Origin of the sequence: Streptomyces sp. NPDC094143 (assembly GCF_040303825.1) — a bacterium.
In the GTDB taxonomy this organism is placed as follows: domain Bacteria; phylum Actinomycetota; class Actinomycetes; order Streptomycetales; family Streptomycetaceae; genus Streptomyces.
The window spans coordinates 13,155-35,269 of record NZ_JBEOTZ010000047.1; the positions used below are offsets into that span (position 1 = coordinate 13,155).

The window sequence follows — 22,115 nt, forward strand, 5'->3', positions numbered from 1 at the left end:
GGGCAGGAAGTGGTCCTTGGTCCAGGCCTCGGGCGCCGTCCCGGTGTCGTGAGCACGCGTTCGGCGGCGCGGCGATCACGGTTCCGGCCGGCCGTCCAGAGGCGCGCCCAAGGAGGTCCAGGACGAGGTGGGCGGCGTGAGAGGCACCCCAGGGACCATCACCCGCTCTGGGACACGGTGCGGCATGGACAGGCCGGGGCGGAATTGTGAACCGGCGGTCCGGCGGAACCGTAGAGCGAGTGTCGAGGCCGTTCAGAGGCCCCTCGCGGAAGGAGAACGCATGCAGTTCGCACGAGGCAAGCTGGCTCGGAGAGCCGCCGTGGCCATGGCCGTGGCGGGTCTCGCCGTCGGCATGACCAGCGGCACGGCCAGTGCCGATGGCACGAACGGCATCTATAAGCTGTGCTCCCGAGGAACGTTCATGTCCTACATCAAGTACGGCGTCGAAGGGCAGCCGCCTGGCTCAGCGACCATTGGCGCTGAAAGTACCGTCGCGCTCCCCGGTACGTGTGTGCCCATCGTGATGAACGGCTCGCCGGTGGACGTCTACATGCTGTACGACAATGGTGGCTCGAAGAATCTGGGGCGCGCCTGGTGGCAGGGGAACATCGAGACCAAGGGCTATAAGTCCACGGCCTCCTGGGGCTTCTTCGCGTAGCAGCACGCGCCGGATCCACACCTCCGTTGGTCCGGCTGGGCGCTGGCGGCCGCACATCCGGCAGTCGGCCCTCCATGTTGGGGGTCAGGGCCGCCGATGACCTTCCCTCGTCTGCCGTTGTTCGGCGTCCAGAAGTCCAAGAGAACAGTCGACCCGACGCCGTCTCGGCGACTGTGCGGATCGGCTCGGGCGCCTCAGGACTCGGGCCGAGGCCGCCACGCACCAGCGGCCGGGACGGAGGCGGCGAAGCCGTACCACCGACCTCGCCCGGCCCGCCTGGTGGTGGAACACCGGCACCGACGAGAAGCCGTCGCGGGCGGCTGGTGTCGCCGTCGACTTGATCAGCGGACCGACGACTGGACATCTCCCTCGCCCGGGTGGCCGAGGAGAAGCAGCGCGAGCGCGCTGGCGACGGGAGCCGAGACCTTCCGCTCACCTTCCTGTAAGCGCGCGGCCGGGCCCCATCGACGCCGCCGATCGTCTGGGCCGGACGAGGGTTCGTCCGTACGCTGGGACGGTGCATCGCAGGAAAGGGGGGATCCGGTGAACGGCGGCGAACCATGCTGGAGTTGCGGAGATCCAGCGCGCCCCTCGTCCACGCTGAATGTCAGGTTGCGCCGTGAGGAAGGGGGCGGCCCCTACCTGGTCGTGGTCACAGTCGCGTACCGGAAGGCCAGGATCTGCGTGCCGCTCTGCGCCCGGTGCAAGAAAGCCTGGCGCCCCGCGCTCCGCTCCCGGATGCTGGCCGTGTGGAGCCTGACCCTCGGGCTCATCCTGGGACCGTCCGCACTCGTGATGGGCGCACTGACGGCCTGGTCCGAGGACTCCGGCACCGTGTTCGTGATCGCCGTCGGCGTTGCGGTCGCCATCGGAGGGCTTGCCGCCGCGGTGGGTCTTCCGGCGTACCGTGCCCAGAACAGACATCCTCAGGGCCTGCGTCATCCGCACAGCCATCCCGATGTGGTAGCCCTGACCGACAGCGGCTTCGGCATGCTCAACTGAACACGAGGGTGAAGAACTACAAGATCTTCCGGAACTGCCGACGGCACGGCGACGGCCCTCCACCACGACGTCCGAGCCGTCGCCCACCCGCACATCCTCGCTTCGGCCTCGTGGTCAGAACCATCACTGCCGCGCTGTGACCTGCCAAGTCGCGGCTTTTCGTGACACGCTTCAGGCCGTCGCCGCCAAGGTGCCGCGTGCGCTTCCGCACGCCGTGCGTTCTCACTGCCGACGGTGTGCGTCGTGAACCGGGGCGGCGCTGCATCACGTGGTGCAGCGCCGCGTTGAGCCGTGTCGGCCGTGGCCGGGCAGGCTCAGGGTTCATCATCGGCTCGGGTGGCAAATTCCACCCGTGTCTGCCTGCAGCGGAAGCGCACGCGGCAGAAGGCCAACGACTTCCTCGGTGGCGAGTCGGGCGGTGGCCCGGTGGTGTCCGGGCGAGTCCGAACCCGCCGACGACGCGTGAGCTTCCGACCGCGGTAGCGGTTACTGCGATGACTCCTGCCCGAAGCCCGGCGAACCGGTGTTCAGCTCAGTTCGAAGGAGCTCGCGCGTTGGTAGCAGGGGTACGTCATGTGCATGAGGTTCGGGTTCTTGTGGATCCACTGGTTGTCTCCGCACTCGCCCTCGAAACCGGCGTTCGAGGAGAACCAGACATCGCAGTGGGAGCCGTTGGGCAGTTCGGTGCTGACTGAAGCGACCGCATCGTTCCAGTTGGGGGGCATGGTGGGGAATCTGTAGTCCTTCTGGGGATTGTCAGGGGTCCCGGTGGTGAGGGAGCAGTCCCCTCTGCTGACGGAGATGACCATGGTCGGTCCGGTCGAGTTGTAATTGACCCAGCCGTACAGCACGGCAACAGCAAGGCCGGCGCCCGAGTCGGCGGCCTGGATCGACTGCGCCAGTGTCGACTGGCATGTGGTGACCTTGGTGGCCTCGTAGTACACACAATGCCCGGCAGGTACTTCGAGAGGTTGGGCGCCGGAAGGGCCTCCGACCCCGACCACCACCCCTAAAGCCGCGAGCAGCGCTGCTGTGCCCTTTAAGACGGGAAGGGAGGACTTCATCGTGTCTCCATTCGAACAGCGGCCGGGAATGCGGCCACATCCCCTGATGAACGAAGAGCCTGACAGCATGGGGACGCCGGCACAATGGGGTCTCGAGAAGCTGGGCTCCCCACCACAGGAACGGCGCCGCCAGACCGTGATGCCCGCGACGGTGAAACCGATCGTGGTGGCGATCGCCGACAGAGCGCTGGCGGTCCACCGGAAGGGCTGGACCGTACGAAGGCGGGGGAGACCAGGACGAGACCGCCCGTCCGCGTCGCAGCCGGACCAGCCGTCCCCGAAGGTGCCCGTCCGGCCCGCCACGCCACAGCACATGCCGTGCGTACCGGGCCTCGCCCCGCGCAGCGTCAGCGGCAGTGGGCCCCTATGTCATTGCCGCTGACCACCTCGATGAGGCCGAGGAGAAGGGGTCGGCGGCCTTTGTCACCGGCCTGCGTACCGTGGTGGTGATGCTCACGGGTGAACCGGAATTCGAGATCGCCCTTCTCTGCATCGTTATTGCAGTGCTCCGCGCAGAGCTGCCGTTCCGGCCCTCTCAGCCCGCCCTTGACCTGCTTCGAGCCGGGCTCGGGCACGAACGGCTCGATCAGCGATAGCAGTTCATCCGGGACGATTCCGGCCGCGACTGTCTGTCTCTCCCCGCGCGGAGAACAGAGCTGCCCAGTCACATGATCGACAACTTCGTCAGAGCCCGTGCAGCGGGGTCCCATGTGGTTCACGGCGGTAGTCCCTGCCCACTCAGATAGCCGCAGCAGCTCCGCGAGCTGCCGTGACGACAAAGGCTGCTCCGGCGCTCGCTCGGCCCGAACGCGACCTGTAACGGATGCCCCGGCGCTTCTGCGGCAGACCAGGACGCAGCAGCGAAGAGCACTGATCACGCCGTGCAGCCCTCGGTTTCCGGCCTGTCGTGAACCCCAGCGACCTCGTGCACGTCGTAACTGACGTACCACTCCTGTGCATCGGGACGCAGCCGGGCTGGGGGTCTCGGCCGCAGAGCCGTCCGCTTCGCGGTTCTTCCGGCTGCCACGACCGGGAGTGCCGCCCGTTTCCGGAGCGTCCGCTCCCCTTCCGATTTCGCCTGAAAGACCGTCTCCCATGCGACGCCTCGACCTCGTGTCAGCTGCGGCCGTCACCGTCACGGTGGCGGCGTTCGCGGTCACCGCACCACTGACCGCCGCCGCCACGGCACCAGCCCTGTTCATGGCAGCTGGCCGTAACCTGCTGGGCTTCGCCGCGCTCGGGCCCGTCGTCCTCTGGCGGCGCCGCGCCCAGACCAAGCGGTTCTTGGCTCCGCAGAACCGTCACTCCCTGCTGTACGGGCTCGCGGCCGGCACCTGTCTGGCCGTGCATTTTGCCACGTTCATGCCGAGCACCCGTCTGACGTCGGTGGCCATGGCCACCACCCTGGTGTCCACCCAGCCCGTGTGGCAGGCACTGATCGCGACCGCATGCGGAGCACGGTTGTCGCGGGTTGTCTGGGCAGGCATGGCCTTGGCGGTCTGCGGGGCTGCGGTGGCTGCCGGCCGGGACTGGCAGGGCGGCACCTCCGCCCTCCTGGGTGACCTTCTGGCGCTGGCCGGTGCCGTGTCGTTGGCGGGATACACAGCGTTCAGTGAACGGGCCCGCCTGCGGATCAGCACCTCTGTGCACTCCGCGGTGTGCGCGTTGGTCTGCTCGCTGCAACTGACCGTGCTGTGCTTGGTCACGGGAGCCGTTGAGGTCCACCTGGACCGGGTGACGCTGTTGGCCCTGCTGGGCCTGCTGGTGTTCCCCCAACTGCTTGGTCTTATGTCCTTGAACTTCGCGCTGGGACGTGTGTCGGCGACTACGGTCAGCGTGGCACTGCTGCTGGAGGCTCCGGCCGCGGCGCTGCTGGCGTGGCTCTGGCTGGACCAAGTGCCAACGGGCTTCGCGTGGGCCGGTTTGGCGCTGATCATGACGGGGGTGTCCGTGGTCGTGATCAGCGATGCCCGCAGCACCAAGACGTCCTCGGGGATCCTGGACGGCGGCGGAAGAAGCACGTTGATCACCCTTCCGGTGATCACGCTCGACGAGACGGCAGTGGACGAAATGCATGCCCTGGTGTGGGACGCGGCTCACGCCGGGCGGCATGCCGAGGCCGCCCGTATCGCCCGTACATTCGAAGCGAGTGCCGTCCGGGCGCACGGTGTGGGCTCGCCGCAGGCCACACGCTGGGTCGAAGTCCAGGCCGTGCTGGCCCGGTTGGAAGGAGCCCCTCACCGGGCGTGCGCCTTGTGGCTCACAGCCGTCCAGCACCGCCTGCGCACACAGAGCGACGACATCATGGAACTGCGGGCCTGCGTGGATCGCGCATACCACGAGTGGAGCCGGGTGGAAGATCCCAACGCCCTCTACGACCTGGCTCCTTCTCTTCTCCTGCTCCACGCCCATGTACCCGGCCACCGTCCGGAGATGGCCGACGCCGTCCGACACAGGCTCAGGCGCAGGGGTATAGCTTTGCCGACCGTGCCCGCTTGAGGTACCGCCGGGAGCATTCCGGCCTGTCTACGAGGAGCAGCCAAAAGCGGGAGCGGGTGCGCCGTGAGGCGGCTGAGCGGTTCACTCGTGGTGAGACCAGGGTCGTCGCGAGGATCTTCGGGCCACATCGCAGTCGGTGCGACGTCGGCGGCGGGAGTGGAAGGAGTGCCAGGGAGTGGAAGGAGTGCAGGGCGCGGCCGCCCTGCACTCAGGGACCGGCTCGGTGAAACGGCTGAGGTCATGGCCATGGGAGCGGCTGGAGCGGGAGTTGTAGCGCGGTCCGCTCGTGCACGGCTGGGACAACAGGTTCCAAGATGGGCGCTGGAGCGGGTCAAGCTGCTGATCGGGCGGATGCTCCACGTCGGGTACACGATCCAGGGCGTGTGGAAGCTGCCGTGGCGGCACGGCTGGTCCGTGCAGGTGCCCCTGCGGCGGGTGACCGAACGCGACGACGAGGCGCGAGGTGTGGAAGGCCGAGGTGGCTGCAGGTAAAGGGACCGCGGTGTAACTAGGCCCCACATCTGCTTCGAGGACGAGGCAGGCCAAGGGCTGAGGCCGCCGAAGGGGCACACCGGGGCACCGCGCGGATCGCGGCCGGTGGTGCGAGTGCGTGGCCCCAACCGGGACGGGTCACCATCGCTGGCGTCGTCTGCTACCGCGCCGGACACCGCTCCCGGTTCCCTTCAAGCCGCACATCTGGCGCGCCCACGCGCCGGAGGTTAACCCGGCTGAGGGGTCCGAGCGCTCCTCAAGCGGCACTTGGCCGACTTCGCCGCCGACCTCACGCATGTCACCCGAAGGATCAAGCAGCAGCTTCAAGAGATCGAATACTGACCCCGCTGGGTCGATGGTTGTCTGCCACTCACGGGTCTGACCACGGACGACGACGCGATCAGACCGCCGGACTCCATGAGATCGACCTGAATGACACTCGGCAGCCGATGCCTCGTCAGGGCGGGTGCCCTCGCGGTCGGGCGAGATGCCGTTCTCTGACAGACCAGGAACGCGACGCGCCGCCGGTGTGGTTGTGATCTCGAGGGCCGGCGCCCCCTCAGGGCGTGGACCGTTTCTGGCGGCCATCAGGGCACCGGGACGGCAAGCTCCGGGCAGTGGCGTTCGCCGTTCCCGGTCAGCGGGACCGTGAATGCCAGCTCGGCGAGCGTGCGTGTCGGCGCGGGTGCTCCAAGGCGGTGGGCGATGGCCCGCATGGCGCTGTTGCGAGCGGCGGTCTCGATGACAAGGGTGTGACAACCGGTGCGCCGCCCGTGGCACGCCACGTGTTCGGCGAGGACGGTGCCCAGGCCGCGGCGCTGCCAGTCGTCCTGGACCAGCAGGCCCAGCTCCCGCACCCCCTCCCGCTCGGTGTGTGCCAGCTGGGCCACTGCGATGACCCGGCCCGGCTCGCCGGACAGCTCCGCGACCCAGCTCGACCCCGTGGCGGGGGCGGTCAGCCGCTTCCACTCGGCGGGGCGGATGCCCGACCGCGGCGTGCGGTACCGGCTGACGGTCGACTCCACCGAACACCGCGCGTGCATGGCGTTGACCAGTTCGAGGTCGTTCGGGCCCGCAAGACGGACACGGGCCAGCTCGCCGGTGACGAGGATCCGCACGGATTCCTGGGAGAGGGGGAGCGGACACACAAGGGCCTCCGTACAAGGGGAAGGTGCCGGGCGGTGAGCGGTGCGCGGCCGATACGTCGGTCCGATCTGGTCAGAGCGAGCGCACAGCGGCCGCGCACGGGAGCGGGCCGCTGCCTGGCCGTGCGAGCCGCTGCCGCCGCGCGGCGACAACGGCCGGTCTCCCATGCACTCGACCCGTTCTACGAAGGCCTCGCCCGGCAGGTTCACCCGGCGCGCGGCGGGCGGCAGCGGAAGACGCTCCGCTCCTGTTGAACCGGCCGGCGCGCCTGTGCGTTGAGCGAGGTGAACGGCGCCTGCCGACCCCGAGGCGGAATGCGGAGCCCACTGGGATGCCGCGGGGCCGCGGTGGTTGCGCTGCCTCAGGCAGGACCAGCCCGGGCAGTCGCGCGCAGCGGCCGCGCGCGCCACGTCGACGGCGCGTTGCGCATCGGGGTCGCTGTGTCGCCCATTTGATGGGGAGGACCAGGTCGAGTGCTGGCAGCACCTTCGCAGGACGAGGAACTCCCTGCGGCAGTCTCCGCAGCCGTCAGAGTCCTTGTCGGCGGCCGTGCATTCCGGTTCCTCGAACGCGTCGAACAGCCGGGTGGCGGTGGTGTGAGGGGCGTCCTGGCAGACCACGACGCCCTCCGAGGCCGCTCCCTTGTCGCACGGAGAGTGCCGGTGGGCGGCATCGTTCGCCGGGGCCATTGCCGTACACGCGAACGCCGAGTTCGAGCCGGCCCGCGTGAACGGTCCGGAGGGAACCGGGCGACGCGCCTGTGCGCGCCGGTGTATGACAGCGTCTATTACTGAGAGTGAATAGGGACACTGCATGTCCATGCCTCATGTGCTCCTCGGGCTGCTCACACCACGGGCCATGCACGGCTACGAGTTGAAACTCGTGCATGACGAACGACTGCCGGGCGCCAGGCCGCTGCACTTCGGCCAGGTGTACTCGACCCTCAACCGCCTCGAACGGGACGGGCTGGTGGCCGAGGCCGGGCACGACCGCGCCAGCGGACCGGAACGCACGGCCTACGCGGTCACCGACGAAGGACGCGAAGCTCTGGCCAGCTGGCTGGAGCGCGTGGAGCCACCGGCGCCGCATCTGTCGAACGTCCTGCTGGCCAAGGTTGTCATCACACTCCTGATCCACGACGAAGCCGCAGCCCGCCGCCAGTTGGCAGCCCAGCGCGCCGCACACCTCGCCCGCGTGCGTGCGCTGACGGCGTTCCAGAGCGCCGAACACACACCGGTCGCCCACGTGCTTGCCGCCGACCTGGCCCTCTCCCATCTCGACGCCGACCTGCGCTGGATGCGGACAGCCGCGGACCGCGTCACCGAACTGCGCCGGGAGGTGCGTTCGTGATCATGGAAGCCCGGGACGGGGGTGAAATCCGGCGAAAACACTCCGGCGGTACGCGGCATGCCGGTCGGCGTACGGGAGGGCGAGATCGTCGCCGTCACCGGCCCGAGCGGCTGCAGCAACCCCACTCCCGGTCTGCGCACCGCCGTCGGCGGCGGAAGCGGGGTTGCGGGGCCCGTACCCGGTCATGAGCACCAAGGGCGTACAGGCTACCGAGCCCCGGTGACGGGACCCAGCGATCCTCATCACCACACCGAGAACGTGGAGCACCGATGCGCAATCCCACCGGCCCGTCCCCCACTGGCGCGTCCCCCACCGGCCCGTCGCCCGCCGACGCCCTTCCGCGGAGCCTCGCCGCGCTCGCGGTCCGACCGGGCGACCGAGAGTACGACGCCGTACGACACACCTACTACACGCGCCGGGGGTCCCCGGCTGCCGTGCTCCGTGTCCGCGACCACCAGGACGTGGCGGACGCGCTGGCCCACGTCCGCTCCGCACAGGTGCCTGTGACCGTGCGCAGCGGCGGCCACGGCGTCAGTGGCCGTTCCACCAACGACCTACGGCTTCGTTGTCAACCTCTCCCGGCTGCACCGGCTGAGCCTGCTCGACGCCCGGTCCGGCCTGGTCCGCGTCGAGGCAGGAGCCCGCTGGGGAGACGTCGCCGCGGCCCTCGCGCCCCATGGCCTGGCCTTGTCCTCCGGAGACACCGGGGACGTCGGCGTCGGCGGACTGGCCACCACCGGCGGGATCGGCCTGCTGTCCCGCCTGCACGGACTGACCGTCGACCATGTCCGCGCCGCCGTACTCGTCCTGGCCGATGGCTCCCACGTACGTACCGACGCCGTGCACGACCCGGACCTGTTCTGGGCCGTCCGTGGGGCGGGAGCCAACCTCGGGGTGGTGACAGCTTTCGAGTTTCAGGCCCAGCGGGTGGGCGAGGTGACCGTAGCCGTGACCGTCCACGACGCCGCGGACACGGCCGCCTTCCTCGCCCGCTGGGGCGCCGCCGTCGAGGCGGCCCCCCGCGAGGTCACCAGCTTCGTCACGCTCGTCGCGGGTCCCGGCGGCCGAGCTGTCGCCCAGGCGATGACCGTGTTCGCGGGCACGGACCCCGCGGCGGCCCGAGCGGCGCTCGCTCCCCTACTGCTCGCCGGGCCGGTCTCGCACAACCAGGCCTCTGTCGCCCCGTACCACCGCCTACTGCCCGCCGGGCACGAACCGCAGCGCGCGCAGCAGCCACAGGCCGTGTCACGCTCCGGCCTGGTGGACCACATCACCGGCGCCGCCGCGGAGGGCATCGCGACGCTGCTGGAGGCGGCCGGCATGGTGCAGCTCCGCTCGGTCGGCGCGGCCGTCAACGACACACCCAGCACGGCCATGGCCTACTCGCACCGCACCCAGAACTTCGCCCTAATGGCCGCCACCGTCCCCGCCGGGTGCGCCACCCTCGACTCACGGTGGATACAGCTCCGCCCACACCTGAACGGCCTCTACCTCAGCTTCGAGACACGCACACCGGACGGCGGCAGCTGCAGGACGCCTTTCCCGGCGCCGTACTGGACCGTCTCATCACGCTCAAGGCGCACTACGACCCCGGCCACCTGTTCGACAACAACTTCCCCCTGCCATCGGTACCGTTCATGCACCCACCGCGCCGACATCCGTAGACACGAGCAGTCGGCAATCGGCAGCTGAAACGAGCGATGTTCCTCTCCGCGTTCGCGGCTCCGCACGAACCCGCCTCCCTTTCGCAGCTGCTACGACCGCTGCCGAGTCAGAGGCAGGCTTGCGCGTCGCAGCTCAGCCACGCCGACCCCGGCCTTGGGGACCAACGGAACAGCCATCAGCGCTAAGCACTTGATCACGAATGACGACGACCCCACCGGTGATCGCTGGGGTCGTCGTCAGTGGCGTTCGTTGGAGAGGTCGACGGTGAGGTCCAAGCGGTGGTGAGGGGGCCGGGCGGGTCGATGGCGTGCGGGGACAGAAAGTCGCCGATCCAGTTCAGGCCGATGAGGACAGCGTCGAGGTGCTCCGCCATTCACGAGCCAGCCGCGTGGAGGAGGTCGGATTCCGCGGAGCCGGTGAACGTGATGACTTGGACGTTGTTCTCACGGGTCTTGGTCTCGACGGGGCCGTGGTACGGCTTGTGGTCGTGGGGAGCTTGCGGGCGTCCGATCCGGGTGACGTTCTGCTCGTCGTCGCTCATACGTCTGCCTTTCCGTCGAGTACCTGCCGGGTGAGCCGTTCCATCAGCTCTGGGTCAGTGCCGCTGCCGGGGCCGGTGATCCGGGCGCGGACCGGCCGCCGGGGGCCGATGACCTGCGCTTCGTCGGAAGCGTCGCCCTCCTCGGCCTCGGCCAGGGCCCGGTAGAGCGAGGCGACCGAGGGGTGCTTGCCCACGTTCTTGCCGGTCTTGATGGTGAGCTTCTTCGCGATCTCCGGGACAGGGACGCCCTTGTCCTTCAGTGCGACGGCGAAGGTGAGCGAGTCGTCGTCGATGACCTTGAGTCGTCCGCCGTGATTGCCCTTGCTCGCCGCGGTGACCTGGCCCTCCAGGGTCTTCTCCCGGATGTAGTTGCGGTCGAGCTGGGCGGCGACGCCGAGAACTGCGAAGAACATGGCGCCCATGCCGTTGGGATCGTAGATGCCGGTGAGGGGGCCGGTGAGGAGTTCGAGCTGGACGCCGGCGGTCTGGAGCTGGGTGGACAGGGTCATCAGCTCGGCCGCGTTGCGCGCGAGGCGCTTGAGCTCGTGGACGGTGAGGATGACCTCCTGGTCGGGGGCGGCCTCCTTGATGTCGTACGCGAGCGTGAGCGCTTCCTCCAGCTCGGGCCGCACCTTGACGCGGGTGCTGATCTTCTCGGAGAAGACGCGCTTGCACTGAGCGAGGGCGAGGGCATCGAGTTGGGATTGGAGTTCCTGCTGGGCGGTCGAGCACCGGGCGTACCCGAGCCGGATCGGCTTCGCGGCCGGCGCGGCGGGTGCCGCCTCAACCGGCGAGCCCGGCTTCCATGCCCGGCCGGGTCCGCGGTCCTCGGGGATGCGGACGTCGAGTTCTTCGCGGAGCGCGGGGACGAGGATGAAGCGCGGGGTGTGGTACTTCGTCGCGGTCTTCCCGCCCCGGGTGCGGCACGCACTGCCGGTCAGGGCTTCACACTTCGGACAGTCGTTTCGTTCTATCGCATTTGCTGCTTGATCGGGCGTCAGATTCACCCCGGAAGTCTGTCAGAACTGTTTCGCAGAACGACGAGGTTTTGAGAGGTTTTCTGCGAATGGCAACCTGCGAAAACGTGATCGCCCGGAGGGTGTTCTCAGAACTCTCGCTCTGGTCGTTTGTGAGAGCAGCACGCACCTCGTCACGCCCCGGTGTCTTCCCAGGCAATCCACTTGTGCTGTTGGGGCATAGCCGGTCGCTGAACGTGGGGAAGGGGAAGTGGGGGTGTATATAGTCGTGCTTATCATGTGTCGCCGAAGCGTCTGTCTCTGGCGCTGCTGTGGGCGAGGAGTATCTGTGCGGCCGGTATCGGATGAGGCGTCTGTGTTCGCATTTCGGATGTGGTGGCGCGCGTGGGACTCGGAGCAGTGGGTGCCGGGAACACGGTTGCTGGTGCACCTGGACGACGGCGGAGGCGAAGTGCCGGCGCAGCTGTCCTGGGCCACCGAGGGCGGCGCGCAGTGCGCAGTCGGCTTCTCACCGGACATGGCCAGCTGCTACGGCCATCGCCGCACCGCCAACGGTGACGTGGTGGAGGTCCGGGGCGAGCTCGATGACCCGCGGGACCACCCCAAGGATGGGTACCGTGATCGCGGGTACGAGTTCGACACGCGGGTCCAGGACACCGATGGGTGGCTTCCGGCGGGACGGCTGCGGGTGCTTGTCGAGGAAGGCAGCGAGGCACCCGCACGATGGGTGGCCTGGCACGACCGGTCCGGCAATGCGTGTTCGGTAGCGTTGCGTGCGGCGCGTCCGTCCGGCAACGAGGAAGTGAGCGACCTGGTGACCGTCGTGCGGGCCAGTGCCGAGCACCACGGCGCGGGTGAGGTGGCCGCGAATCTAGTGGACGCGTCGACCAGCAAATGGTTCGCATTCGAGGACCGTGCGTCGCTGGAATTCCATCTGACCGGGCCGGTCCCGGTAGATCGGTACATGCTGACCTCCGCGAACGATGCGCCTGATCGTGATCCGGCGGCATGGACCCTGCGCGGTTCGGCGGACGGGAGACGGTGGCGAACTCTCGATGCCCGCACGGGTCAGTCCTTCCCCGGCCGTCACAGGTCTCAGATGTACCGGATCGCCGAGCCCGCAGCCTTCGCGCGTTACCGCCTCGAGATCACCGGTAACAACGGCTCCCCACACCTGCAACTCGAAGCCGTCCGGTTGTTCGCCGACATCGGCGGATTCGTCGGATACCGCCAACGCGTGGGCCACGCCCCAGCTGCCTACCATGGCATACGTGTCGTGCGGGCGTCACCAGACGTTCCGGCGCCACAGCTGCCCGAGGATGCCTCACCACCTTCGGAATGGCAGTCCGGCTGTTCTTGGCTTCCGCTCGGCGGCACGCTCTCGATGGAGTCCTTGACCCTGCCCGAGGATGCCTCACCACCTTCGGAATGGCAGTCCGGCTGTTCTTGGCTTCCGCTCGGCGGCACGCTCTCGATGGAGTCCTTGACCTCGCCGTCGGGCCGATTCACGGTTCTGGACGGGGCGTACGGTCCGCAGTTGGCGATCCGCGACAACCTCACACGCGAGTACGTATGGGTTAGCGACGCACAGTCTTCGAGCCTACTGTCTCTGGGCCCTGACGGAGATTTCGTCGCCTGGGACCATCACGGCCGGCGGGTGTGGAGTACGGGTACCGCGTGGCGGGGCGTGCGGCGGCTGGACATGCGCGACACCGGCGAGCTGACCCTGACTGACGCTCACGGCGGAGTCGTGTGGAGCTCGGGAATCCCCGAGATCTCCGCCGCATCGGGCGAGTTGCGCACGGTGGCCCGGGGATCGACGATGCACCGGGGCGAAAGCCTCTACGGACAGTCGCTCACCAGTGATGACGGGTCGACCGTGCTCTTCCACGACGGCCGTGTCCTCCGCTGCATCGTGAAGGGCCGCACCTCGCACTGGGACAGGTACTACGACCGCCAGAACGTTCTTGAGCTCGACGAGGATGGCTTTCTGCGCACACTGGCCCTGGACGGCTCCGAAATGGAACGCATTGCCGGGCCGGGCACCGAACTGGTCGTCGCACGAGGCGCGGCAGAGTTGCGGGACGAGACGGGGGCCGTGGTCTGGGCGTCCGCCAACAGCTCGACACGGATCGGCGCGGGGCCGGTGCGCGAGCCGACCATGCCACACAATGATGCGCTGGCTGCCTGGTTCGCAGCTTTGATGGGGCAGGGCCACGGATTCTGCGTTGCGGTGGTGAAAGAGAGCACGCCTGCCGAGGTTCTTGCACGCGTTGGTGTCACTTCGGACTCGGCGGTGCAAGGTACGTGGCGTGAACTCCAGCAGCATCAGGAGGCGGTGGGCGAGGGGAGCATCGCCGCAGCGATCGCCGTGGGGCCAGACGTCATCCTTCTCAGCGACGATGCCGCACTCCCGCTGGGAGAGTTGGCGTCCTTGACGTCGTGTGCGGCCGTGCACGCCCCGTCCGGCGGCAACGGTTACGGGACGCGGTTCAGTCTTCATCAACGCGGCCTGCTCGTGAGCGAGTTCATGGACCAGCCCCGCCGTGAAAAGGGGGCCGAGGTACCCGAGGTAGCCGCCGCGCTGGCCGAGAGCGTGCATCACTTGCACCGCTTTGAACTGCTGTTCCGTGTGTCCGGGGTGGTGCCCAGCGCTGAGGAGCTCGGCGGCGTGCTGCTGGGCGGCGTGTTGGCTCCGCGGCCCACGCCCGTCGCGACGCCCGACACCGAGGACGACCTTCCGCCTTTGGTGATCGGGGAGCGCGACGAGCTCAGCCCGCTGGTGATACGAACCGACTTCACCGACGAGGACGCCTGGAACCGGGTCCTCGCGGAACTTCAGGAACCCTGGATGGAGAACGAGGCGGAGCCGTACATCATCTCCGAGTCCGCATACGACGGCGTCCCCGCGGAGCGGATCATCAAGGCCGTCCTCGTCGCCATGTCCGAACTCGAACTGCCCGGCGTGGTTTTCATCGCCGACGCCACCACGATGCGCGAGGAGAAGCACCCGCTGCTCGCCGTGTCCACCGAGTGGGACGGCGAACCCTTCGCGCAGGACGAGGACGCCTTCACCACGCAGTTCCGCATTCGGCCCAATGCGGCCATCGAGGTCAGCTGCAACCTCGGCATCGCCAACATGGACTTCGAGGACTTCGCCGGCGACGGGGTGGGCGAACGCATGGTGGACTGACGGGCCTCGCGACACACAGTGCGGAAACACAGCGGGCCGGGGTCGGTCATTCCGCTCGGACCGACAGGCAACCGGGCCAGCCTGACGTCGCTTCACGCCCCCACCCGATCACCGGTTGCACTGCTATTGACCCTGGAAGAAGACCGTTGAGGGCGCGGGCGGCCGGTGGGTGCTGGTGTACCTCCGGCGGTGCGTGCTGCCGGTTCGGGACTGCCCAGGTGATCAGGGGGGTCACGCAGGCCCCGGGTGACTGCCCCCCGGCCGGCAGTTCCCCGTCATGGTCTGCGCGGTGCTCACGCCGGGAACCAGCCAAAGGGCGGCCGGCTGCTCCCACCCGGCATGAATCGGATGCGCCACCCCGACCGGGAAGCTTGGGGCGGCGCTGTGACGTCGCGTGGTGGTCTTTCAGTGGGGCGGGCCGCGGCAGCGTGATCGCGGATGTGTCAAGTGGCTATGTCGAAAGCCTGCCTTGTGGCTTCTTGTGCGGCGTGCCGAATAGCCCGGATGGTAGCTTCGCTGCGCCGTCGCCGTAGCCAGGCGAGGGCGGACGTGGAGGGAGCGAGGTCGACCACGTCGAGGTATGTGATGCCCGGGCGTGAGAAGTAGTCGCGGGCGGCTGAGGGGAGAAGGCACATCGCTTCGCCGGCGGCCACCATGTGCAGCAGTGACTCCATGTCGGTGGCTACCGGCCCGTATCGGACACGGCTGCCGTCGGGGCGGGGATCGACCGCCCAGAAGTCCCACCACAGCCGCGGCACCTGATCAGGCATGGCGACCACCGGAATACCGGCGAGCTGGGCCAAGGTGAGCCCGGGCCGGTTCGCCAATGGATGTGTGGCGGAGAGGCAGGCCACTCGTGGCTCAGTGGCCAGGTGGTGCAGTTCTATGTCATCCGTCACCGGAGGACGCAGGAAGACGACGTCGACCTCCTGCTGTGCCAGCGCGGCCATGTGGTCTCCGAAGAGGAGGTCGACCAGCTGCACCGTGGTGCCGGGTGACGCTCCTGCAGCAGGCCGAGTAGTCCTCCAGCCCGGCGCACACCGTGGTCCGATCCGCTCCATCGGTTCGGGGTTCTCGGTGGCGCAATCGAGATCGCGGCTGAGTCGGTCGACCAGCCCGAGCGCCGGGAGGGCGTAACCGCCGGTGAGGACGAGCCGGTAGGCGCCGCCGACGGCCAGGATGTCGGCGAGGAGCCGGCGGTGCAGTGCGGTGAGGTTCACGCGGCGGTCCGGGCTCCGGCAGTCAGCTCGATGAAGGCGTCCTCCTAGACCGCGCGGATGTCCCGGCTGACGAGAGTGCGCAGGACAGGCCACACGCTGACGAGGAGGTCGTGGTTCAGGTAGCGGACGATGTCGTCCCGCCCGCCTTCGGCGAGGACGATGCGGTAACAGCTCATGCGCAGGCGGGCCTGGTCGAGATCGAACCGTGTCAGACCCGACCAGGCCAGGTGCAGGGGCAGGTCGGCGGTGCCGTGCGCGGGACCGGCCAGCTCCGTGAGCCGGGCAGGGAGCCGTCGCGCGAACCTGTCGCGGCGGACCTCGGGAACGCTGGGCGTGAGGGCCATGCCCCCATTATGGCCCGTTGCACACCGCCGGCGGTGGAGCACCCCAAGCCGGACGATCTGCTCATCATCCGATCCCGTGCCGGCCGGGGGCCGGCGTCCGGTGCCTGACGAACGAGGGGTCGGCGCGGATCACCCGAGGCGCTTGAGCAGGTGCCCGAGGGTGTCGTCAGCCGAGTTCATCCCGGTGATCTCCTGGGCCACCGCCGCGGCGCCGTCGGCGACCGTCCGGTCGGCCAGCACTTGGGCGACCGCGTCGCCGATCTGGTGCGCCGCGTCGACGACCACGGCCGCGCCGGCGGCGGCGGCCCGTGCGGCGTTGACGGGCTTGTCCAGACCCATCGGGAGCAGCACCATCGGCCGGGCGGCGCTGAGCGCGGACAGGACCGTGCCCGCTCCCGCGGAGGAGACCACGACGTCGACTCCCTCCAGCAGTCGGCTCATCGGGACGAAGCCGGCCAGGTGCAGCCGCGTGGGGTCGATCCGCCGGTCCCCGAGGTCCGTCGCGGTGTGCGGGGCGGCGACGACGTTGACGTCCAGGGACGCCAGCGAGTCCAGGATCGTCGCGAGGACGCCGGGGTCGTCGGCGATCGTGCCCAGGGTCACCAGGACCAGCGGGCGGTCCTCCCGGCCGGCGAACCGCGGCCGGGACCAGGTGCTGCTGTCGTCGGAGTGCGGCTCCGGCCGGACGGTTATCCGCTCGGCGGGCAGCACGCAGGCGTCCGGGAGCAGGCTGTCGGGCCACGGGTCGACGTAGGCGACGGGTGCGGTGGGGGTCACCCCGTACTCGGCGAAGCGAGCGGCGGCGGCCTGGTCGAGCGCGACGGCCAGCCGCGGGTCGAGCGGCAGGGCCGCCCCGTGCGCCGCCCAGGGAACGCCGAGCGCGGCGGCGGCGAGCGGGCCCAGGTAGTCGACCTGATCGGCGACGACGAGGTCGGGGGAGAAGGCGGTGGCGGCGGCAAGGGCGTCCTGCGCGCCCAGGCCGAGCCGGGACTCGACGAAGAACTCGACCGGCCCGGCCGCCAGATCCCGCATCGCGTCGATCGAGGTACGGCGGGCGATGTCCTCCAGGGTCTCCGGGAGGTCCGGACCGGCCGGCAGCAGGGGCATTCCCGCGGCCGACGAAGCCATGGACGGATGGCTGAGCAGGGCGAGCTCGTGACCGGCACGGCGGGCCGCCGCGGAGAGCGGCAGCATGGGCAGCAGGTGGCCAAAGGCGGGCGTGCTGGAGAAGAGAATGCGCATGGGGCTCCCTGAACGGTGACGGCCGGAGGCCGGGGTGTCGGCTGCTCGCAGACGGGTGCGGCACGTGGCGGCGCGCGTCACGGGGGCGGCGGCCGGTCGGGTGGGGGAGGTACCTGTCTCCTCGGCCCCTGCCCGCCCCTGCGGCCTTCTGTCACGCCCCGCTGCGCGTGCTCTGACATGCTGTGTCTGCCCGGCGACGTCGATGCTGATCGCGGACAGTGGCCACGGTAGCAGTAAAGTGAAGGACGGTTCATTATGCCGAAGGTGACAGCGGCTTATCTCGACGCGCGGCGCCGTGAAATCCTCACGGCCGCCGTCGCCCAGTTCGCCGAAAAGGGTTTCGAGCACACCTCGATGGCGGACATCGCCGCCGCGGCCGGCATATCCATCGGGGCGGTGTACCGCTACTTCCCGAGCAAGAACGATCTCGTCCTCTCGGTCTGCGGCGAGGGCGAGGGCGAGCCGGTCCCAGGCAAGACGGTGGCCGAAGCGGTGGGGCACCTGCACCGGCAGGTCGCCCCGCAGGAGAACGGGAGCACGCATGCCCGGCTGGTCGCCCAGATCTGGGGCAACGCCGCGATTGACGACGTGCTCGCGTCGACCGTCGCGCGCCGGCACGCCGACGTGCGCGACCAGCTCGCCGCGCTGATCTCCCGGGGCCGCTCGTGTGCAGACGGCGAACGCCCGGCAGCCTCAGACGAGGCCGAAGTCGTCCTCGCCGCGCTCATCGGATACGCCGCGCTGGTGGCAGCAGAGGCGCCGGTCGACCACGCCGGCTTCGAGCGCGTCCTATCCCGCCTGCTCGACTGACGCCCGGTGGTCCGGCCGGTCGGGCCCGGTTACTGACCGCCGCCCACCGCGCCGCCACCAACGCCAACGGCTGGCTGCCCCCTGGCCAGCGCCTGAGCCGCGCTGGTGTGCCCAGCGCGTAGGGCGTCGACAGCGGCACGCGTTCGGGCGTGGGCTGCGGCCAGACCGTCGGCGGTTGGCCGGTGACGGTCTGGCCAGGTGTCGAAGCGGGCCACTTCGCGTTGGGTGAGGCCCAGTTCGCCGAGCAGGCGCTGCTGGTCTGCGTACATCTGCGGGTAGCGGGTGATGTGGTGGCACAGCCACCACCTCCAGCCAGCGCGGCAGCCCCTCCCGGTTGTTCCGCTGTTTTCATGGGACCTCGGCCGTGCGGCGGGACTCCGTATCGGCACTTGTGCGACAGGGAGGGGAGGAACCGGCGCCGCTGCTCTGGCGAGCCGGCCGGGCGTCGATGAGGACAAAGGCGGCGAGTGCCGCCAGCGACAGGACACCCGAGGCCCACAGCGCGGCGGTGGCACAGCCATGGGCCACGGCTTGGACATCCAAGGCGCCCTCCGCCGGCCCGCCAGTCGCCGCGTGCGACCTCGCGTAGGCAGCGGTGGCGCTCGCGGCCAGAACGTTCAGCACTGCCGTTCCCAGAGCCGCTCCGACCTGCTGGGCCGTGTTGACCATCGCGGACACCACGCCGCTGTCATCTGCGGACACTTGGTGTGTGGCCGTACTGATGGCAGCGGTGTACGCGGTGCCCATTCCGATGCCCAGCAGCGCCAGTCCGGGCAGTAGCACGGTGGTGTAGGGGCTGGTCGGCTGCACCTGCGCGAGCAGGAGAAGTCCTCCCGCGGCCAGCAGGAAGCCGCATCCCATAATCAGCCGCGGTCGCGAGCGGCGCATCAGAACGGGCCCCAGGCGGTAGGAGCCCACGACCATTCCCGCCATCATGGGCAAATAGGCCAGCCCGGTCTGCAGTGGTGTGTAGCCCTTGACCGCCTGCAGATAGTAAGAAAGGGCAAGCAGGAGACCGAACTGGCCGCTTACGCCCAGTCCCATGGACACAAACACGCCGCTGCGGCTGCGATGAGCGACCAGACGTATCGGCACCATGGGGTTGCGTACCTTCGACTCGACCAGGCCGAAGGCCGCCAGCAGGGCGACCGACGCGGTGAACAGCGCTATGGCCGTGCCAGAGGCCAACCCATCGCGCGCCGCCGAGGTGAGGCCCAGAACAAAGGCGACCAGAGCAGCCGCGGCAAGGCCCGCACCGGCCAGGTCCAGTCGCGCCCCGTTTCGAGGATGTTCTGGCGCACGCACTGTGATCAGAATCCCGGTCACTGCCACGGCGCCGATCAAGGGGCTGATCAGGAAGATCAAGCGCCAGCTGACGAACTGCGTGAGAACGCCACCGAGAACCAGTCCGGCTCCGCCGCCGACCGCGCCGACCGCACCGTAAATTCCGAAAGCCTTCGCCCGGGCGGCGGGAGTAGGGAACAGGGCCGCGACGAGGGAGAGTGCAGCGGGGGAGAGCAACGCCGCGAAGATGCCCTGCAGGGTCCGAGCGACCATCAGCATCGGGGTGCTGACCGCTGCGCCGGACAGGACGGAAGCCAGGGAGAAGCCGATCAGACCTGTCATCAGGACGCGACGGCGGCCGCACATGTCGGCGAGCTTGCCGCCGAGCAGCAGCAGGCCGCCGAAGCCAAGCCCGAAGGTGGTGATGATCCAATGGCGGTCGCTGTCGCTGATGCCGAACGCGGACTGCACAGCGGGAGCGGCAACGTTCACGACTGTGGTGTCGAGCACGAGCATGAGCTGAGCAAGGGAGAGGAAGGTGAGCGCCGCCCAGCGTCGAGGGCGGCGATAGTCATCAGGCACGACGGAACCTCAGGGATGGTGGAGGGCAGCGGAGCAGGCCTGATCGGCCCGGCTCACCCCTCCAGAACGACTAGGGCTTCGATCTGGACGACAAGGCCCGCGGGCAGCGGGCCAAAGAAGGTCGTCTTGGCCGGGTATCCGGAGGTCCAGTACTTCTTGTAGGCCGCGTTCATCTCAGTGCAGTCCCCGGTGTCGGTGAGGTGACCCGCATCGGGACGACGTCGTCCAGACTCGCGCCGCCCTCGCGCAGTACCGCCGTGATGTTGCGCATGATCTGATCAGTCTGTTCGGTGACCGTCTTTCCGACGATGTCTCCCGCAGTGTCGAAGGCGACTTTTCCGGACAGTTGGACTCTTGGGGCCTTGCGTACCGCCTGGGACAGCGGAGCGGGGAGATTCGGTCCCTGCGATGAGGTCACAACGGTGCGGGGCATGTGTACGTACTCCTGTTTCTGTGGATGTGGTGCTGCCGGCCGGCGCCATAGCGGGACGGATTCCGGGAACGCCGACCGTCCCGGCGTTCGCGGCGGCCGACGGCTCCGGCGTCTGCACCCGCGCAGCGAGACCTGACGGCCGGGCTCAATCGTCCTGGCCGAAGGCGGCCCATTCCTTGATCTCGAACCGGCTGCCCGTGCGCCGCACCTGGCGGCGCCGGAGCCGGGGAAGTGGGCGGGCAGCACAAGGGCTCGGGTCCTCGTCGAAGCAGGTGTGCAGGTCCGGGTCGAGGTCTGCACGGGACCGTGCATCATGTCGCCGACGAACACGGCCGAGTCGGTGCCCGACTGCAGGGTGATGACCGCTGAGCCGGGCGTGTGGCCTGCCTGCCGCTCCAGGCGCAGGTTCGAGTCGATGACGTAACTGTTCTCCCACAGTTCTGCCTGGCCGGCCTGGTGGACCGGTGCGACGCTGTCCTCGAACAAGTTCTGGTTGCCGAGGTGCGAGGGAAGGCCGAAGGCGACCGCCTTGCGATCGGTTCCGTTGACTGGGTTCCAGAACTGGAAGACGGTGTTGTTGATGAGGTACTTGGCGTTGGGGAACGTCGGTACCCACTGCCGGTCGACCAGCACGGTGTTCCACTCGACGTGATCGGCGTGCACATGCGTGTTGATGACGTAGTCCACGTCCTCCGGACGCACGCCTGCCTGCGCGAGGTCGTCGAGTAAGCCTGTGCTCAGCCTGCTGAAGAAGGGAAGGTAGGGGCGGTCCTTGTCATTGCCCGCGCCCGTGTCGACCAGGATGGTCATTCCTTCGCTGCGCACTACCCAGGTCTGCATGTGGGCGCGGTACAGGCCCGACTCGGGGTCCCAGAAGTCAGGTGCCAGCCAGGACCGGTTCGCTTCCCACAGTTCTGGCGAGCTGCCAGGTACGACGTCGACGGCGGGAGCGATGTCGCCCGCCCGCTCCACTGCCCGGGTGATGCTCACATCGCCCAGCGTGATGGTCTGCGCCATGAGTACTTCCCAACGGAGTGATGAACGGCGGGCGATGCCTGGCCTGACACTTAACCTAGAAGCAATAGGGAGACGTTCCTATGCGTGAAGCGCACTCTCTTATGCTTCTGCGTCTCTCGATGTGATGATTTCAGCGCGCGTGTCGACTGTGGACGCGATGTGGAGTTCCGGTGTCGGACCGGCCGATGGGAATGGTGCAGCTGGTGGTCAGCGAGCTAGTGACCAACGCGCACAAGTACGCGCCCGACCCTTGTCTGCTGGATCTGGAGATCAGCGACGGCGCGGCGGAGATCAGCGTGTGGGACGCCGATCCGACGCTGCCGGTGGCCCAGGCCGCTGATCCGGGCCGGGTCGGGCAGCACGGTCTGGAGATCGTGATCGGCGTGTGTCGCAGCTTTGAGATGCGCCAGGAGCCAGTGGGCAAGCGCATCAAGGCCGCCGTCGCGTTGGCCGACGATCCCGGCGGGCACCCGGCGAGCCAATTGATGTGACCGCCTGCTAAGAGGGCATCTGATCTATGTAGTTGGTAGTTAGGGATGGTTTTGTGACTGCTGGCGTTGGTGGTCGTTGGGTGGGGTGTGAGTGCTCGTCGTCCG

Annotated in this window: 17 protein-coding genes and 3 pseudogenes; 11 read left to right on the forward strand and 9 right to left on the reverse strand. The window is 68.8% G+C overall.

Annotated elements, in window-relative coordinates; all coding sequences use genetic code 11:
- The first annotated feature begins 280 nt into the window (after window positions 1-280).
- The gene (locus tag ABTZ58_RS35460) at window positions 281-658 is read left to right on the forward strand and encodes a hypothetical protein (RefSeq protein WP_351366119.1); all 378 of its coding nucleotides are present in this window, start codon (window positions 281-283) and stop codon (window positions 656-658) included.
- 543 nt (window positions 659-1,201) lie between these two features.
- Window positions 1,202-1,660 (forward strand): hypothetical protein, encoded by a 459-nt coding sequence (locus ABTZ58_RS35465; RefSeq protein ID WP_351366122.1) that lies wholly within the window; start codon window positions 1,202-1,204, stop codon window positions 1,658-1,660.
- Between the two features lie 527 nt (window positions 1,661-2,187).
- Here ABTZ58_RS35465 and ABTZ58_RS35470 read toward each other — a convergent pair.
- Window positions 2,188-2,724, reverse strand: a complete 537-nt coding sequence (locus ABTZ58_RS35470; RefSeq protein ID WP_351366125.1) for a hypothetical protein — start codon at window positions 2,722-2,724, stop codon at window positions 2,188-2,190.
- A gap of 356 nt (window positions 2,725-3,080) precedes the next feature.
- On the opposite strand from ABTZ58_RS35470, the gene ABTZ58_RS35475 reads away from it, so the two are divergent.
- The 3 genes and pseudogenes from ABTZ58_RS35475 to ABTZ58_RS40345 all read left to right on the forward strand — a co-directional run bounded on the left by ABTZ58_RS35475 (window position 3,081) and on the right by ABTZ58_RS40345 (window position 6,147).
- Window positions 3,081-3,320: a hypothetical protein gene (locus ABTZ58_RS35475; RefSeq protein ID WP_351366128.1), complete on the forward strand. Its 240-nt coding sequence runs from the start codon at window positions 3,081-3,083 to the stop codon at window positions 3,318-3,320.
- Between the two features lie 499 nt (window positions 3,321-3,819).
- The gene (locus ABTZ58_RS35480; RefSeq protein ID WP_351366131.1) at window positions 3,820-5,223 is read left to right on the forward strand and encodes a DMT family transporter; all 1,404 of its coding nucleotides are present in this window, start codon (window positions 3,820-3,822) and stop codon (window positions 5,221-5,223) included.
- Window positions 5,220-6,147, forward strand: a pseudogene (locus ABTZ58_RS40345) (winged helix-turn-helix domain-containing protein). Before ABTZ58_RS35480 ends, ABTZ58_RS40345 begins: the two are co-directional and overlap by 4 nt.
- 155 nt (window positions 6,148-6,302) lie before the next feature.
- On the opposite strand, the gene ABTZ58_RS35490 reads toward ABTZ58_RS40345, so the two are convergent.
- Window positions 6,303-6,863 (reverse strand): GNAT family N-acetyltransferase, encoded by a 561-nt coding sequence (locus ABTZ58_RS35490; protein ID WP_351366137.1) that lies wholly within the window; start codon window positions 6,861-6,863, stop codon window positions 6,303-6,305.
- Window positions 6,864-7,674: 811 nt separating this feature from the next.
- Here ABTZ58_RS35490 and ABTZ58_RS35495 point away from each other — a divergent pair.
- From ABTZ58_RS35495 to ABTZ58_RS35505, 3 genes and pseudogenes are all read left to right on the forward strand, one after another.
- Window positions 7,675-8,211: a PadR family transcriptional regulator gene (locus tag ABTZ58_RS35495; RefSeq protein ID WP_351366140.1), complete on the forward strand. Its 537-nt coding sequence runs from the start codon at window positions 7,675-7,677 to the stop codon at window positions 8,209-8,211.
- 269 nt (window positions 8,212-8,480) lie between these two features.
- Window positions 8,481-8,699, forward strand: a pseudogene (locus ABTZ58_RS35500) (hypothetical protein); the annotation flags it as partial.
- A 46-nt stretch (window positions 8,700-8,745) separates the two neighbouring features.
- Window positions 8,746-9,903, forward strand: coding sequence for an FAD-binding oxidoreductase (locus ABTZ58_RS35505; RefSeq protein ID WP_351366143.1), 1,158 nt, complete (start codon window positions 8,746-8,748; stop codon window positions 9,901-9,903).
- Between the two features lie 346 nt (window positions 9,904-10,249).
- Here the strand turns inward: ABTZ58_RS35505 and ABTZ58_RS35510 are convergent, their stop codons facing one another.
- Window positions 10,250-10,417 carry a hypothetical protein gene (locus ABTZ58_RS35510; RefSeq protein WP_351366146.1) on the reverse strand — a complete coding sequence of 56 codons (168 nt, stop codon included), beginning with the start codon at window positions 10,415-10,417 and terminating at the stop codon, window positions 10,250-10,252.
- A complete protein-coding gene (locus ABTZ58_RS35515) occupies window positions 10,414-11,424 on the reverse strand; it encodes a recombinase family protein (protein ID WP_351366149.1) in 1,011 nt (336 codons plus the stop codon). Before ABTZ58_RS35515 ends, ABTZ58_RS35510 begins: the two co-directional genes overlap by 4 nt.
- A 340-nt stretch (window positions 11,425-11,764) precedes the next feature.
- Here ABTZ58_RS35515 and ABTZ58_RS35520 point away from each other — a divergent pair, with 340 nt between their 5' ends.
- Window positions 11,765-14,587 carry a DUF6924 domain-containing protein gene (locus tag ABTZ58_RS35520; protein WP_351366168.1) on the forward strand — a complete coding sequence of 941 codons (2,823 nt, stop codon included), beginning with the start codon at window positions 11,765-11,767 and terminating at the stop codon, window positions 14,585-14,587.
- A gap of 443 nt (window positions 14,588-15,030) precedes the next feature.
- On the opposite strand, the gene ABTZ58_RS35525 is transcribed toward ABTZ58_RS35520, so the two are convergent.
- The 3 genes from ABTZ58_RS35525 to ABTZ58_RS35535 form a co-directional block, all read right to left on the reverse strand.
- Window positions 15,031-15,807, reverse strand: coding sequence for a LysR family substrate-binding domain-containing protein (locus ABTZ58_RS35525; protein ID WP_351366152.1), 777 nt, complete (start codon window positions 15,805-15,807; stop codon window positions 15,031-15,033).
- A 44-nt stretch (window positions 15,808-15,851) separates the two neighbouring features.
- Window positions 15,852-16,151 (reverse strand): transcriptional regulator, encoded by a 300-nt coding sequence (locus ABTZ58_RS35530; RefSeq protein WP_351366155.1) that lies wholly within the window; start codon window positions 16,149-16,151, stop codon window positions 15,852-15,854.
- A gap of 129 nt (window positions 16,152-16,280) precedes the next feature.
- Window positions 16,281-17,393 carry a glycosyltransferase gene (locus ABTZ58_RS35535; protein WP_351366158.1) on the reverse strand — a complete coding sequence of 371 codons (1,113 nt, stop codon included), beginning with the start codon at window positions 17,391-17,393 and terminating at the stop codon, window positions 16,281-16,283.
- 264 nt (window positions 17,394-17,657) lie between these two features.
- On the opposite strand from ABTZ58_RS35535, the gene ABTZ58_RS35540 reads away from it, so the two are divergent.
- Complete coding sequence (locus ABTZ58_RS35540; protein ID WP_351366160.1) at window positions 17,658-18,203, forward strand: TetR/AcrR family transcriptional regulator; 546 nt, start codon at window positions 17,658-17,660, stop codon at window positions 18,201-18,203.
- 348 nt (window positions 18,204-18,551) lie between these two features.
- Here the strand turns inward: ABTZ58_RS35540 and ABTZ58_RS35545 are convergent, their stop codons facing one another.
- Window positions 18,552-20,069, reverse strand: coding sequence for an MFS transporter (locus ABTZ58_RS35545; RefSeq protein WP_351366162.1), 1,518 nt, complete (start codon window positions 20,067-20,069; stop codon window positions 18,552-18,554).
- Window positions 20,070-20,238: 169 nt separating this feature from the next.
- Window positions 20,239-21,519, reverse strand: a complete 1,281-nt coding sequence (locus ABTZ58_RS35555; protein ID WP_502996184.1) for an MBL fold metallo-hydrolase — start codon at window positions 21,517-21,519, stop codon at window positions 20,239-20,241.
- Between the two features lie 161 nt (window positions 21,520-21,680).
- Between ABTZ58_RS35555 and ABTZ58_RS35560 the strand changes: the two are divergent.
- Window positions 21,681-22,010, forward strand: a pseudogene (locus ABTZ58_RS35560) (ATP-binding protein); the annotation flags it as partial.
- Between the last annotated feature and the right edge of the window lie 105 nt (window positions 22,011-22,115).